The organism is Streptomyces sp. NPDC090499 (genome assembly GCF_044769305.1).
Lineage (GTDB): Bacteria > Actinomycetota > Actinomycetes > Streptomycetales > Streptomycetaceae > Streptomyces.
The window spans coordinates 563,395-576,888 of record NZ_JBIVXP010000002.1 but is presented as its reverse complement, the minus strand read 5'-3'; the positions used below and the strand labels follow the sequence as shown (position 1 = coordinate 576,888).

Here is a 13,494-nt window from a genome sequence, read left to right as displayed (position 1 = left end):
CCGTTCTAAGGTGTTCGAATGACGACGTATGCGGCGCTGCTGCGCGGGATCAACGTGGGCGGCAACAAGAAGCTCCCGATGGCCGAACTGCGCGCGCTCATGACCGGACTGGGATACGACTCCGTCCAGACCTACCTGCAGAGCGGACAGGCCGTCTTCAGCACCGCCCGAGGGGACGCCGAGTCTCTGGCGGCCGAGCTGGCCGGGGCGATCGAGGAGCGGTTCGGCTTCTCCGTCGACGTGCTCGTCCGCGACCACGCCTACCTGAAGGCGGTCGAGGCGGACTGCCCGTTCCCGGCCGCCGAACTGGCGGCCAAGCAGCTGCACGTCACGTACCTCTCCGCGCCGGTCAAGGCGGAGCGCTACGCCGACATCGACCCGGCCGCCCACCTCCCCGAGGAGTTCCGGCTCGGCGACCGCGCCCTGTACCTGTACGCCCCGGACGGCCTCGGCCGCTCCAAGCTCGCCGAGGCGCTGTCCCGGCCCCGGATCCACAAGGGGCTGACCGCCACCACCCGGAACTGGAACACCGTGGTCAAACTGGTGGAGCTGACGGCCCCGGAGGCATGACCGCCCGCCGCCGCGCCCCTGCCCCGGGGCGGGGGCGACGTCTGTGCGAGGCTCGTCCCATGCGCTACATCATCATCGGAGCGGGGGCCGTCGGCGGCGCGATCGGCGGGCGGCTGGCCGGCGCGGGACACGAGGTCGTCCTGGTGGCACGGGGCGCACACCACGCGGCGCTGCGGGACGCCGGGCTGCGGCTGAAGGTGCCGGACGGCGAGTACACGTACCGGCTCCAGGCCGTCACCGGGCCCGCGGAACTGGGCGAGTTGCGGGCGGACGACGTGCTCGTCCTCGCCGTCAAGACCCAGGACACCGTGACCGCCCTGCAAGCCTGGGGGCCGGCGCCGGTCGCGGGCGGTGGCACGGCGGCGCAGCGGCTGCCCCTGTTCTGCGCCCAGAACGGCGTGGAGGGCCAGCGCCTCGCCCTGCGCGTCTTCCGGCACGTCTACGGAGTCTGCGTCTGGCTGCCGTCGACCTTCGTCGAACCCGGTGTCGTCTCCGCGGGCGGCGCCCCCCTCACCGGCATGCTGCACCTCGGCCGCCACCCCCACGGCACCGACGCGACCGCCCTGCTGGTCGCCGCCGACCTGGAGCAGGCCCACTTCGAGGCACCGGTCGTGCCCGACGTGGCGCGCTGGCAGTACGCCAAGCTGCTCTCCAACCTCGGCAACGCGCTGGAGGCGGTCGCCGGGCCCGTCGCCGACGACGAGGCCACGACGCTGTTCACGAGCGTGCGGGCCGAGGGTGAGGCCGTGCTCGACGCCGCCGGTATCGCCTACGCGAGCGTCGAGGAGCAGCGGGCGCTGCGCGGCCACAAGGTGGACCTGGTTCCGCTGGTCGGCGCCCCGCGCGGCGGCGGCTCCTCCTGGCAGTCCCTCAGCCGGGGCACCGGCACCATCGAGGCCGACTACCTCAACGGCGAGATCGCCCTGCTGGGCCGCCTGCACGGCGTGCCCACCCCGCTCAACGACCTCCTGCAGCACCTCGCCAACGCCTTCGCACGCGAGCGCCGGGCGCCGGGTTCGATGCCGGTCGGGGAACTCGTCCGGCTCGCCGGTGAGGCCGCCTCCAGCACCGCTTGAGACGGGGAGCTGGTCACGTGCGGCGCTGTGGGGATCGCTCGCGCAGTTCCCCGCGCCCCTATCGGGGCACGTCACCTGTAGCGCCCCCTCAGGGGCGCGGGGAACTGCGCGAGCAGCCACGACGGCGCGGCAGTTCGCGCGAACCGGTGCAGTCCCTGGTGTGACGCGTTTGCCGGACGCGACGCAGAAGTAGGTGTGCCGGCCGCGGGCCGGTCTGTTCGCGGTCCGACGGACAGGGGAGCGCCGGACCGCGAACGCCAAGCCCGTCTCTCAGGCGCCGACGGCCGCCAGGGCCGGGGTGCGCGCCGCGTCGTACCGCTCAAGGAGCACCCGCGCCACCTCGGGCGCCGGGCCGAGCACCTCGGCCAGCACGTCCGCCTCCGCCGCGCCCCGCGCGATCCGGTCCGGCAGGAAGCCGGGGGCGAGGACGTACGGGGCCACCGCGACCCGGGCGCAGCCCAGCTCCCGCAGCTCGCGTACCGCCTCCTCGGTGCGGGGCAGGGACGCGGAGGCGAACGCGGGCCGCACCGCGCACCAGCCGGTGCGCTGCCACTCCCGAGCGAGACGTGCGATCACGGCGATCGCCTCCGGGTCGCTGGACCCCGCCGAGGCCAGCACGACCCCGGTCGAGGACCTGTCGGCGGGGGACAGCCCGGCCTCGTACAGACGCCGTTCGAGGGCCGACAGGAGCAGCGGCGACGGGCCCAGCACCTCCGCCTGCCGGATCCGCAGCCGAGGCGGCGCGTCCCGCAGTACCGCCGGGATGTCCGCCTTCGCGTGGAAGGCGCGGGTCAGCAGCAGGGGGAGGGCCACGACGTCCCGGACGCCCTCCGCCGCCAGGGACTCCAGCACCCCGTGCACGGACGGGATGTTGAAGTCCAGGAAGCCCGTCTCCACGCGCACCCCGGGCCGCAGCGACCGTACCCGGCGCACCAGGGCGTGGACGGTCGCGGCGTGCCGCGGATCGCGGCTGCCGTGGGCGATGACGAGGAGAACGGGCTTCGCAGGCATGGACCTCAGCTCTTCACCAGCAGGCCGCGGCTGCGCAGCACCCACCGCTCCAGTGGACTGAAGATCAGCAGGTCGATCGCGATGCCGACGAACAGGATCAGGATGATGGCCTCGAACACCATCGCCATGTCACTGGCGGTGCGCGCGTTCTCCAGGAGCTGGCCGAGGCCCACGCCGAGGTCCGGGAAGCTCGCGATGATCTCCGCCGCCATCAGCGAGCGCCAGGAGAACGCCCAGCCCTGCTTGAGCCCCGCCACGTAGCCGGGCATGGCGGCCGGCAGCACGACGTGCCAGATGCCCTTGACGCCGGTCGCGCCCATGGTGCGCCCGGCCCGCAGGAACAGCGGCGGCACCTGGTCGACGCCGGACACCAGGCCGTTGGCGATGGAAGGGACCGCGCCGAGCAGGATCACGGCGTACATCATCGAGTTGTTCAGGCCCAGCCAGATCACGGCCGGCGGCACCCAGGCCACCGACGGCAGCGACTGGAGGCCGGACAGGATCGGGCCGATCGCCGCGCGCACGAACCTCACCCGCGCCACCAGCAGACCCAGCGGGGTGCCGATGAGGAGGGCGAAGAGGAAGCCGAGCAGGCCGCGGCTGACGCTGGTCCAGATGTAGCCGAGCAGGTCGCCCTTGAGCCAGGCGTCCTTGAACGCGTCGCCGACCGCGGCCGGCGAGGGCAGCTTGGACGGGTCGTCGACGACCGGGACCAGCAGCGTCCAGACCACGAGGACCACGGCGAGCGCGATGATCGGGGGCAGGATCTTGCCGGTGAAGGTCTGGCGGAGGGTCGGGCGGCTGGTGGCCGTCGTCTCCAGGGCGTCGAGGCCGGCCTCGACACTTCCGGCGTCCTTGGCCGGCGTCGTCTCAGTGCTGGCCATGACGGCGGATCTCCCCACGCAGTACATCGGTGATCTGAAGGGACAGTTCGGCCACCGGCGCGTCCTCGATGCGGCGCGGCTGCGGTATGCCGACCTCCCACTCGCGGGCTATCCGGCCCGGCCGGGACGACAGCAGGATCACCCGCTGGGCGAGCCGTACCGCCTCGCGCACGTTGTGCGTGACGAACAGGACGGAGACGCCGGTCTCCTCCCAGATCCGGGTCAGCTCGTCGTGCAGCACGTCCCGGGTGATGGCGTCCAGGGCCGAGAACGGCTCGTCCATCAGCAGCAGCCTGCTCTCCTGGGCGAGCGAACGGGCCAGGGCGGCCCGCTGGCGCATACCGCCGGACAGCTCGTGGACGCGCTTGCCGTGGGCGCCCTTCAGCCGGACCAGTTCGAGCAGTTCCTCGGCCCTGTCCCGGCGGTCGTTCTTGGGAACCCCCCTGAGCTTCAGGGCGAGTTCGATGTTCTTGCCCGCGGTCAGCCACGGGAAGAGGGCGTGCTCCTGGAACATCAGGGCGGGCCGCCCGTCCGTCGCGATGGAGCCCGCGGTGGGCTTGTCGAGCCCCGCCACCAGGTTCAGCAGCGTGGACTTGCCGCAGCCCGAGGCCCCCAGGAGGGTGACGAACTCGCCCGGCGCGACATCGAGGGTGATGTCGTCCAGGACGAGCTGCTGCCCGCCCGGAGTCGCGAAGGACTTCGAGACATGCTCAAGGCGTGCCGCGTACTCGACCGACTCGTCGGCCTTGGCGAGTGTCGTGGTCGTGGCCATGGTCGTCACCTCCTGGGAACTCGTCGGGACCGGGGTCAGCTGCTGCCGAGACCGGCGGCGTCGACCGGGCTCTGGCCGTCGGCCTTCAGCACCTTGTTGAGGAGCGTCAGGTCGTAGATGTTCTTCAGCAGCGGGTCGGTGAGCAGACCGGCCTTGACGGCGTGCTGGGCCTCGGTGTTGAGGGTGGAGGCCAGCGGGTCGTCGGTGAACTTGATCGACGACCAGGCCGAGTTGAGAACGTCGTCGGGCAGCGCCTTGCCGGAGTCGACCGCCAGCTGCTTGTTGGCCGAGGCCTTCGCCGCGTCCGGGTTGGCGTTGATCCACTTGTTGGTCTCGACCGAGCCCTTGAGGACCGCCTCGACGACCTTCGGGTGCTCCTTCAGGAACTTCTGCGACACGATGATGTTCGTGATCACGAACTTCTTGTCGGGCCACAGCGTGGACTCGTCGAGCAGCACCTTGCCGCCCTCGGCGACCAGCTTGGACGCGGTCGGCTCCGGCACCCAGGCGCCGTCGATGGAACCGGCCTTGAAGGCGTCCGGGGTGATCTTGTTGTCGGTGCGGACGACCGTGACGTCACCCTTGCCGCTCTGCGCGTCGACCTTCCAGCCCTGCTCGGCGATCCAGTTGAGGAACGCCACGTCCTGCGTGTTGCCCAGCTGAGGCGTCGCGATCTTCTTGCCCTTGACGTCCGCCAGCGACTTGATCTTCTTCGGGTTGACGACCAGCTTCACGCCGCCGGACGCCGAACCGCCGATGATCTTCAGGTCGGTGCCGTTGGACTTGGTGTAGCCGTTGATCGCCGGGGAGGGGCCGATCCAGCCGATGTCGATCGAGCCGGAGTTGAGCGCCTCGATCTCGGAGGGGCCCGCGTTGAAGATGGCGTACTTCGCCTGGGTGGCGCCGAGCTCCTTCTGGAAGAAGCCCTTCTGGTTGCCGACCAGGGCGGTCGCGTGGGTCAGGTTGCCGAAGTAGCCGATCTTGACGGTGTCGAGACCGTCGATCTTCTTGGCCCCGGCGGCGACCTTGGTGGTGTCGCTCTTGTCGGAGTCCGACCCGTACCCGCAGGCGGCGAGCGTGAGCAGGGGGAGCGCGGCGAGCGCGGCTATGCCGCGGCGAAGGAGCTTGACGGGGGTGCCCCCGGTCGAGCGAATTCGAGACTGGGGGAGGTTGGCAGGCACGGGAGGCTTTCCTCTCGTTGGCCCGGCGGGTCACGGTCTCTCAGGTCGTGGCCGGGAGGTCGGCAGGTCTTCGTCGCATCCGGGACGGCGGGTGGGGGGCCAGGGCGCGCAGGCAGTGCGCGTACGTCATCGCGCACATCGCGCCACCCCGCCCTGCCCGCTGCCGAGGGCGCCGCTGCCGACACGGCCGCCCTCCTTCGCGAACGTCGAGTAGACGTCGGTCATCGTCATGTCAGAAGTCCCAGCCGTCGTCTTCGGACTCGTCCTTGACCGGCTCGGGGGAGGCGAACGACTCGCCGACCATGCCCGCGGTGAGCGTGGTGCCGTCGGCGGGGTCGATCAGGATGAACGAGCCGGTGCGGCGCGAGTCGGCGTAGGAGTCGACCGGCAGCGGCTCGGCGGTGCGGATCTTCACCCGGCCGATGTCGTTGGCGACGAGCTGTCCCGGGTGCGGGTGCAGGGACAGGTCGTCGAGCGTGAGACGGGACGGGATGTCCTTGACGACCGCCTTGACCGTGCGGGTGCCGTGCTTGAGGAGCACCCGGTGGCCGACGGTCAGCGGCTGGTCGGCGACGTGGCAGACGGTCGCCTCGACGTCCTGGGTGGTCGCCGGGGCGTCCTTCGTCGGGACGATCAGGTCGCCGCGCGAGACGTCGATGTCGTCGGTGAGCAGGAGGGTCACCGACTGGGTGGTCCAGGCCGTGTCGACCGGCTCGCCGAGCAGGTCGATGCCGGAGATCGTCGTGGTACGGCCGGACGGCAGGACGGTGACCGGCTCGCCGACGTGGAAGGTGCCGGCCGCGATCTGGCCGGCGTAGCCCCGGTAGTCCGGGTGCTCGGCGGTCTGCGGGCGGATCACGTACTGCACGGGCAGGCGCGCGTGGCAGTGGCTCAGGTCGTGGGCGACCGGAACGGTCTCCAGGTGCTCCAGGACGGTGGGGCCGCCGTACCAGTCCATGTGCGCGGACGGCTCCACGACGTTGTCTCCGACGAGCGCCGAGATAGGGATCGCGGTGACCTCGGGGACGCCCAGCTCGGTCGCGTACGCCGTGAACTCCTCGGCGATCGCCGCGAAGACCGGCTCCTGGTAGCCGACCAGGTCCATCTTGTTGACGGCGAGGACGACGTGCGGGACGCGCAGCAGCGCGGCGATCGCGGCGTGCCGGCGGGTCTGCTCGACGACACCGTTGCGCGCGTCGACCAGGACCACGGTCAGTTCGGCGGTGGAGGCGCCGGTGACCATGTTGCGGGTGTACTGCACGTGGCCCGGGGTGTCGGCGAGGATGAACCGGCGTTTCGGGGTGGCGAAGTAGCGGTAGGCGACGTCGATGGTGATGCCCTGCTCGCGTTCGGCGCGCAGGCCGTCGGTGAGGAGGGCGAGGTCGGGGGCGTCCTGGCCGCGGCTCGCGGAGGCGCGTTCGACGGCCTCCAGCTGGTCGGTGAGGACCGACTTGGAGTCGTGCAGCAGCCGTCCGACGAGGGTGGACTTGCCGTCGTCGACGGAGCCGGCGGTCGCGAACCGCAGCAGGGTCGTCTCGGCGAGGCCGAGGTCCGTGGTGCTGGTGCTCATGCTTAGAAGTACCCCTCGCGCTTGCGGTCTTCCATCGCGGCCTCGGAGAGCTTGTCGTCGGCGCGGGTGGCGCCGCGCTCGGTGAGCCGGGAGGCGGCGATCTCGGCGATCACGGCGTCCAGCGTGCCGGCGTCGGAGTCGACGGCGCCGGTGCAGGACATGTCGCCGACGGTCCGGTAGCGCACCTGCCGCTTCTCGACGGTCTCACCGTCCTTCGGGCCGCCCCACTCGCCGGCGGTGAGCCACATGCCGTTGCGCCGGAAGACCTCACGCTCGTGCGCGAAGTAGATCTCCGGCAGCTCGATGCCCTCGCGGGCGATGTACTGCCAGACGTCGAGTTCGGTCCAGTTGGACAGCGGGAAGACGCGGACGTGCTCGCCGGGGGCGTGCCGGCCGTTGTAGAGGTTCCACAGCTCGGGGCGCTGCCGGCGGGGGTCCCACTGGGAGAACTCGTCGCGCAGGGAGAAGACGCGTTCCTTGGCGCGGGCCTTCTCCTCGTCGCGGCGGCCGCCGCCGAAGACCGCGTCGAACCTCTCGTGCTGGATCCGCTCGGTCAGGGGGAGGGTCTGCAGAGGGTTGCGGACGCCGTCCGGCCGCTCGCGCAGCACACCGCGGTCGATGTAGTCCTGCACGGAGGCCACATGCAGCCGCAGCCCGTGCCGCTCGACCGCACGGTCCCGGTACTCGAGCACCTCGGAGAAGTTGTGCCCGGTGTCCACGTGCAGCAGCGAGAAGGGCACCGCCGCCGGGGCGAACGCCTTCAGCGCCAGGTGCAGCATGACGATGGAGTCCTTGCCGCCGGAGAACAGGATCACCGGCCGCTCGAACTCGCCCGCCACCTCCCGGAAGATGTGGACCGCCTCGGACTCCAGCGCGTCCAGATGGGACAGGGCGTACGGGGTGCCCGTGCCCTCCCCGTGCGCCGCCACGGTCGCCGTCATGCCAGTCCCTTCCCGCTCAGCAGGGCGTACACGGACGCCGCGGACTCCTGCACGCTCTGGTCCTGCGACTCGATCCGCAGATCGGGAGTCTCGGGCTCCTCGTACGGGTCGTCGACGCCGGTCAGCCCGGTCAGCTCACCGGCCGCCTGTTTGGCGTACAGGCCCTTCACGTCGCGTACGGAGCACACCTCGACCGGGGTCGCCACGTGCACCTCGACGTACGCGGTGCCGTTCTCCTCGTGGCGCTTGCGCACCGCGTCGCGGCTGTCCGCGTACGGGGCGATCACCGGGACGAGCGCCTTGACGCCGTTACGGGCCAGCAGCTCGGCGACGAAGCCGATGCGCTGCACGTTGGTGTGCCGGTCCTCGCGGCTGAAGCCGAGGCCCGCCGAGATGAACTCGCGGATCTCGTCGCCGTCGAGCACCTCGACGAGGTGGCCCTCCTCGCGCAGCCGGCCGGCCAGCTCGTACGCGATGGTGGTCTTGCCGGCGCTCGGCAGACCCGTGAGCCAGACGGTGGCTCCGGTCGTCACGGTGTTCTCCTGGTTCGTAGAGTTCGTCGAAGGCGCGGTGGTCGTCATTCGTGCAGTCCGCACTCGGTCTTGGCCCGCCCGGCCCAGCGGCCGGCACGCGCGTCCTCGCCCTCGAGGACCCGGCGGGTGCAGGGGGCGCAGCCGACGGAGGTGTAGCCGTCCATCAGCAGCGGGTTGGTCAGTACGCCGTGCTCGGCGACGTAGGCGTCCACGTCGTCCTGGGTCCAGCGGGCGATCGGGGAGATCTTGACCTTCTGCCGCTTCTCGTCCCAGCCGACGACCGGGGTGTTCGCCCGGGTCTCCGACTCGTCGCGGCGCAGCCCGGTGGCCCAGGCCGCGTACTTGGCCAGGCCCCGCTCCAGCGGCTGGACCTTGCGGAGCTTGCAGCACAGGTCGGGGTTGCGGTCGTGCAGCTTGGGGCCGTACTCCGCGTCCTGCTCGGCGACCGTCTGGCGCGGGGTGAGGGTGATGACGTTGACGTCCATCACCGCCTCGACCGCGTCCCGGGTGCCGATGGTCTCCGGGAAGTGGTAGCCGGTGTCGAGGAAGACGACGTCCACCCCCTTCTGGACGCGGGACGCCAGATGGGCCACCACCGCGTCCTCCATGGAGGAGGTCACGCAGAAACCCTTGCCGAAGGTGTCCACCGCCCACTGGAGGATCTCCAGGGCGGAGGCGTCTTCGAGATCACGGCCGGCCTGTTCGGCCAGCGCCTTCAGATCGTCGGTCGTACGGTCTTCCTGAGCTGTGGTCATATCTGTTCCCCTCCGGCTTCGGAGTGCTTCAGCCCCCGGGCGAGCAGCCCGAGGAACTTCAGCTGGAATGCGCGGTTGCAGGCCGCGCATTCCCAGGCGCCGTGGCCCTGCTCGTTCGGACGCAGGTCCTCGTCGCCGCAGTAGGGGCAGTAGAAGGGGGCGGCCCGCTCGCTCATGAGAGGGCCTCCTCACTGGCGCGGGACGCCCAGGCGGCGAACCTCTCGCCGTCCTCGCGCTCCGCCTGGAAGCGCCGGAGCACCCGCTCGACGTAGTCCGGCAGTTCCTCCGAGGTCACCTTGAGACCGCGGACCTTGCGGCCGAACCCGGCCTCCAGGCCGAGCGCGCCGCCCAGGTGCACCTGGAAGCCCTCGACCTGCTCGCCCGCGTCGTTCAGGACCAGCTGGCCCTTGAGACCGATGTCCGCGACCTGGATACGGGCGCAGGCGTTCGGGCAGCCGTTGATGTTGATGGTGAGCGGCTCGTCGAACTCGGGCAGCCGCCGCTCCAGCTCGTCGATCAGGGTGGAGCCGCGCTGCTTGGTCTCGACGATCGCGAGCTTGCAGTACTCGATGCCGGTGCAGGCCATGGTGCCGCGCCGGAACGTGGACGGCCGGGCGGTCAGGTCCAGCGCCTCCAGGGCCTCGACCAGCGACTCGACCTGGTCCTCCGTGACATCGAGGACGATCATCTTCTGCTCGACGGTGGTCCGCACCCGGCCCGAGCCGTGTGCCTCGGCGAGGTCGGCGATCTTCGCCAGGGTGGCGCCGTCCACCCGGCCGACCCGCGGGGCGAACCCGACGTAGAAGTTGCCGTCCTGCTGCCGGTGCACGCCGACGTGGTCCCGCCAGCGCGACAGGGGCTCGGCGGGCGCGGGGCCGTCGACGAGCTTCCGCTCGAGGTACTCGTCCTCCAGGATCTGGCGGAACTTCTCGGCTCCCCAGTCGGCGACCAGGAACTTCAGGCGGGCGCGGGTGCGCAGCCGGCGATAGCCGTAGTCCCGGAAGATGCCGATCACGCCGGCCCAGACGTCCGGGACCTCCGCCAGCGGCACCCAGGCGCCGAGCCGGACGCCGATCTTCGGGTTGGTGGACAGGCCGCCGCCCACCCACAGGTCGAAGCCGGGGCCGTGCTCGGGGTGCTCCACGCCGACGAAGGCGATGTCGTTGATCTCGTGCACCACGTCGAGCAGCGGCGAGCCGGAGATCGCGGACTTGAACTTGCGCGGCAGGTTGGAGAACTCCTTGCTGCCGATGTACCGCTTGTTGATCTCGTCGATCGCCCAGCTGCCGTCGATGATCTCGTCCTCGGCGATGCCGGCCACCGGCGAGCCGATGACGACGCGCGGGGTGTCGCCGCACGCCTCGGTGGTGGACAGGCCGACGGCCTCCAGGCGCTGCCAGATCTCCGGCACGTCCTCGATGCGGATCCAGTGCAGCTGGATGTTCTGCCGGTCGGTGACGTCCGCGCTGCCCCGGGCGAACTCCTGCGAGATCTCACCGATCACCCGGAGCTGCTGCGTGGTGAGCCGGCCGCCGTCGATGCGTACCCGCAGCATGAAGTACTTGTCGTCCAGCTCCTCCGGCTCCAGGATGGCGGTCTTGCCGCCGTCGATGCCGGGCTTGCGCTGCGTGTACAGGCCCCACCAGCGCATCCGTCCGCGCAGGTCGTTGGGGTCGATCGAGTCGAAGCCGCGCTTGGAGTAGATCGTCTCAATGCGTGTCCGCACATTGAGACCGTCGTCGTCCTTCTTGAACTGCTCGTTGCCGTTGAGCGGGGTGAAGTGGCCCATGGCCCACTGACCCTCGCCACGGTGACGGCTCACCTTGCGGCGGGGCGCGGAGGCAGGGTTCTGGGGGGTGGCGGCCATGGCTATATACGTCCTTCAGACAGCGGAGAGGCGGCTCTGACCTGCGCCGGTGGGCGCGTGGAGGCATGTCTGCGCGGCATTGCGCAAGGGGGAGGTCCGGACCGGGATGCGCGGCGGTGCTGTGCTCTCAGCCCGCCGGACAGATGGCGCTGGACATGCGGCCGAGGTCGACGTGCCGCCGACTCACCAAGGCAATTCCAGTTCCAGACATGACGGAAGCGTGTCACGCGGATCTCCGGCCAGTCCACCATCGTCCGCGATTCGGACTAATCTATTCTGAATACTGAGACAGAGTGTTGTGGGTCACGCCGGGTTTCACGCGGTGCTGTACGCGCCGGGCCACGGTCCGGGCGCCGAGACGTCCGGTTCCTCCTCGACCTTCGTGTCGAAGAGCCGGAACCCCCGCCGCTGGTAGTTCGCCATCGCGTGCTCGCCGTCCAGGCTGCACGTGTGCAGCCACACCCGCTTCGTCGGCGGCAGCCCGTCCCACCGCTCCGCCAGGTCCCAGGCCCGCGCGGCGCCGTACGAGAGCAGGTGACCGCCGATGCGGCGGCCCCGGAAGGCCGGGACCAGACCGAAGTAGACGATCTCCACCACGCCGCCGTCCTGCGGTTCGAGTTCCACGTAGCCCGCCGGGGTGCCCCGGTCGTATGCGACCCAGGTCTCCACGCCCGGCCGCGCCAGGTGCTGCTGCCAGCGGGCGTGGCTCCAGCCCAGCCGGTCGGTCCAGCGGATGTCACCGCCGACCGAGGCGTACAGGAAGCGGCTGAACTCGGGGGAGGGGACCTCGGCGCGGACGATCCGGACCGCGTCGCCGTCGGGGGCGGCGGCGGGCAGGAGGTCGGCCGGGGAGGTCTGCTCCAGGGACCAGGTGGTCACGACGATGCTGCTCATGGGGGCCAGGCAATCATCCCGGCCCCGGACGTGTCGACGTCTGTTATCCGAGTGACGCGTCGATCGAGCGCAGCGGGACCGAGAACAGCATGCGGTCCGTGACCGACCACACCTGGCCCGTGTCGGGCGCGTAGGAGAGCGAACCGGTGTCCTCGGCCCAGCAGCGGTGCGAGGCGTCCGAGCCGCAGCGGGTTCCGTCCGCGCCCCTGGTGTCCTGCCGCCACAGGCTGCCGTGCCCGTCCATGGCGCCGGGCAGGTGCCCGACGTACCACTCGGAGTCCGTCGCACCGGCGGCCGGTACGACAGGACGCCCCGGATCTCCGAGGCCCCGGTCCGGTAGGCCTCGACCGCGTCCGCCCGGCCGGAGGCGTCCGTGGCGAGCAGTCCGGACCGCTGCGGGTTCTCGTCGAACGCGTACCGCCACAGCCGGGCGTGCCCGTCGCTGCCGGCGGGCGTCCACTCGCCGAGGACCAGGCTGTCCGGGGCCGTCCCCCGGTCCACGGAGAGCGCGCTCGGACAGGGCGCCCCGGTCCGCGAGCAGGCCCCGGCGGTGTAGCGGTACGAGCCGACGGCCGGCATCGCGTACCGGAAGCCGTCGGCCGACCAGCCGCCGGACACCCGGCCGACCGCGTCGGTCAGCACCGAGGCGCGCTGGATGCGGTTCAGGTCGTAGACGTAGAGCGCGTCGGCGCTGCCCTGGACGGTGGTGACCAGGAGCCGGTCCCCGTACCAGGCCATGCCGGAGATCTGCGAGGTCAGGCCCCGGTAGTCGCTGCCGTCGGCGCTGGGCACGGTCAGCAGGACCCAGGAGTAGGAGGGGTGGGCGGCGTCGTTCGCGTCGATCACCGCGACCCTGGCCAGGCCCCGGGAGGCGGTGGGGCCGGTGGAGGTGCTGTGCGTCCAGCCGGCCAGCACGACGCGGTTGGCGCCCCACAGGCCGTCGTCGTCCGCCTCCGAGGAGGTGGTCACCGAGGCCGGACGCCAGTCGTCGGTGAGGGTGTCGGTGGGGTCCCAGCAGTACGCCTCGGTGGCGGCCGGGGTGACCGGCAGCGAGTCCCGGTCGTCGGAGCCGCAGTCGGCCGCCTCGCGCAGGGTGTGGTCGGAGGCGGCCAGTACGTCGGCGACCCCGACCGTGCCGCCCATCGCCGACGCGAGCCGGTCCAGCGAGCTGGGCGCGACGAGGTGCTCCCGGAGCTGCAGCCGGGCGGTGTCGGCGGTGGCGGTCAGCGGCTTCAGCGCGCCGGGGTCCTCCGCGACCGTGGCCTGCGAGGCGCTGACGATCGTCGCCGCCGCGGTGAGCGCCAGCGCGGTGCCGGCCAGGGCAGCGCGCAGGGCCGCGCCCCGTCTGCGCCGCCGGTGTCTGCCGCGATGCTTCATGTCTCCTCCCGAGGCGGGCCAACTGCGCCTGATGGTCAAAGCGTTGACCATGGAGCAGGTGGG

14 protein-coding genes and 1 pseudogene are annotated in these 13,494 nt (G+C 71.3%); 2 read left to right on the top strand and 13 right to left on the bottom strand.

Annotated features, from left to right (window positions below):
* The first annotated feature begins 18 nt into the window (after window positions 1-18).
* Complete coding sequence (locus tag ACIQVL_RS11010; protein WP_403475112.1) at window positions 19-570, top strand: DUF1697 domain-containing protein; 552 nt, start codon at window positions 19-21, stop codon at window positions 568-570.
* A gap of 59 nt (window positions 571-629) precedes the next feature.
* Complete coding sequence (locus ACIQVL_RS11005) at window positions 630-1,646, top strand: ketopantoate reductase family protein (RefSeq protein WP_403475111.1); 1,017 nt, start codon at window positions 630-632, stop codon at window positions 1,644-1,646.
* A 270-nt stretch (window positions 1,647-1,916) separates the two neighbouring features.
* On the opposite strand, the gene ACIQVL_RS11000 is transcribed toward ACIQVL_RS11005, so the two are convergent.
* From ACIQVL_RS11000 to ACIQVL_RS10940, 13 genes and pseudogenes are all read right to left on the bottom strand, one after another.
* Complete coding sequence (locus ACIQVL_RS11000; protein ID WP_403475110.1) at window positions 1,917-2,657, bottom strand: sirohydrochlorin chelatase; 741 nt, start codon at window positions 2,655-2,657, stop codon at window positions 1,917-1,919.
* A 5-nt stretch (window positions 2,658-2,662) separates the two neighbouring features.
* Window positions 2,663-3,541, bottom strand: coding sequence for an ABC transporter permease (locus ACIQVL_RS10995; RefSeq protein WP_403430252.1), 879 nt, complete (start codon window positions 3,539-3,541; stop codon window positions 2,663-2,665).
* Window positions 3,528-4,313 carry an ABC transporter ATP-binding protein gene (locus tag ACIQVL_RS10990; protein ID WP_403430250.1) on the bottom strand — a complete coding sequence of 262 codons (786 nt, stop codon included), beginning with the start codon at window positions 4,311-4,313 and terminating at the stop codon, window positions 3,528-3,530. Before ACIQVL_RS10990 ends, ACIQVL_RS10995 begins: the two co-directional genes overlap by 14 nt.
* Before the next feature lie 35 nt (window positions 4,314-4,348).
* Complete coding sequence (locus tag ACIQVL_RS10985) at window positions 4,349-5,494, bottom strand: aliphatic sulfonate ABC transporter substrate-binding protein (RefSeq protein ID WP_403430248.1); 1,146 nt, start codon at window positions 5,492-5,494, stop codon at window positions 4,349-4,351.
* Between the two features lie 232 nt (window positions 5,495-5,726).
* On the bottom strand, window positions 5,727-7,064 hold the full coding sequence (locus ACIQVL_RS10980; RefSeq protein ID WP_403430246.1) for a sulfate adenylyltransferase subunit 1: 1,338 nt from the start codon (window positions 7,062-7,064) through the stop codon (window positions 5,727-5,729).
* Window positions 7,065-7,066: 2 nt separating this feature from the next.
* Window positions 7,067-8,005: a sulfate adenylyltransferase subunit CysD gene (gene cysD, locus ACIQVL_RS10975; RefSeq protein ID WP_403475109.1), complete on the bottom strand. Its 939-nt coding sequence runs from the start codon at window positions 8,003-8,005 to the stop codon at window positions 7,067-7,069.
* Window positions 8,002-8,586, bottom strand: coding sequence for an adenylyl-sulfate kinase (cysC, locus tag ACIQVL_RS10970; protein ID WP_403430242.1), 585 nt, complete (start codon window positions 8,584-8,586; stop codon window positions 8,002-8,004). The genes cysD and cysC overlap by 4 nt, the downstream gene beginning before the upstream one ends.
* On the bottom strand, window positions 8,583-9,293 hold the full coding sequence (locus ACIQVL_RS10965) for a phosphoadenylyl-sulfate reductase (RefSeq protein WP_403430240.1): 711 nt from the start codon (window positions 9,291-9,293) through the stop codon (window positions 8,583-8,585). The genes cysC and ACIQVL_RS10965 overlap by 4 nt, the downstream gene beginning before the upstream one ends.
* Complete coding sequence (locus ACIQVL_RS10960) at window positions 9,290-9,469, bottom strand: hypothetical protein (RefSeq protein WP_217546992.1); 180 nt, start codon at window positions 9,467-9,469, stop codon at window positions 9,290-9,292. The genes ACIQVL_RS10965 and ACIQVL_RS10960 overlap by 4 nt, the downstream gene beginning before the upstream one ends.
* Entirely contained in the window at window positions 9,466-11,160 is a 1,695-nt protein-coding gene (locus ACIQVL_RS10955; protein WP_403475108.1) for a nitrite/sulfite reductase, read from the bottom strand. Before ACIQVL_RS10955 ends, ACIQVL_RS10960 begins: the two co-directional genes overlap by 4 nt.
* A gap of 127 nt (window positions 11,161-11,287) precedes the next feature.
* The gene (locus ACIQVL_RS10950; protein ID WP_309500612.1) at window positions 11,288-11,371 is read right to left on the bottom strand and encodes a putative leader peptide; all 84 of its coding nucleotides are present in this window, start codon (window positions 11,369-11,371) and stop codon (window positions 11,288-11,290) included.
* A 104-nt stretch (window positions 11,372-11,475) separates the two neighbouring features.
* Window positions 11,476-12,054: a GNAT family N-acetyltransferase gene (locus ACIQVL_RS10945; RefSeq protein WP_403475107.1), complete on the bottom strand. Its 579-nt coding sequence runs from the start codon at window positions 12,052-12,054 to the stop codon at window positions 11,476-11,478.
* Window positions 12,055-12,097: 43 nt separating this feature from the next.
* Window positions 12,098-13,431: pseudogene (locus ACIQVL_RS10940) on the bottom strand (hypothetical protein).
* Between the last annotated feature and the right edge of the window lie 63 nt (window positions 13,432-13,494).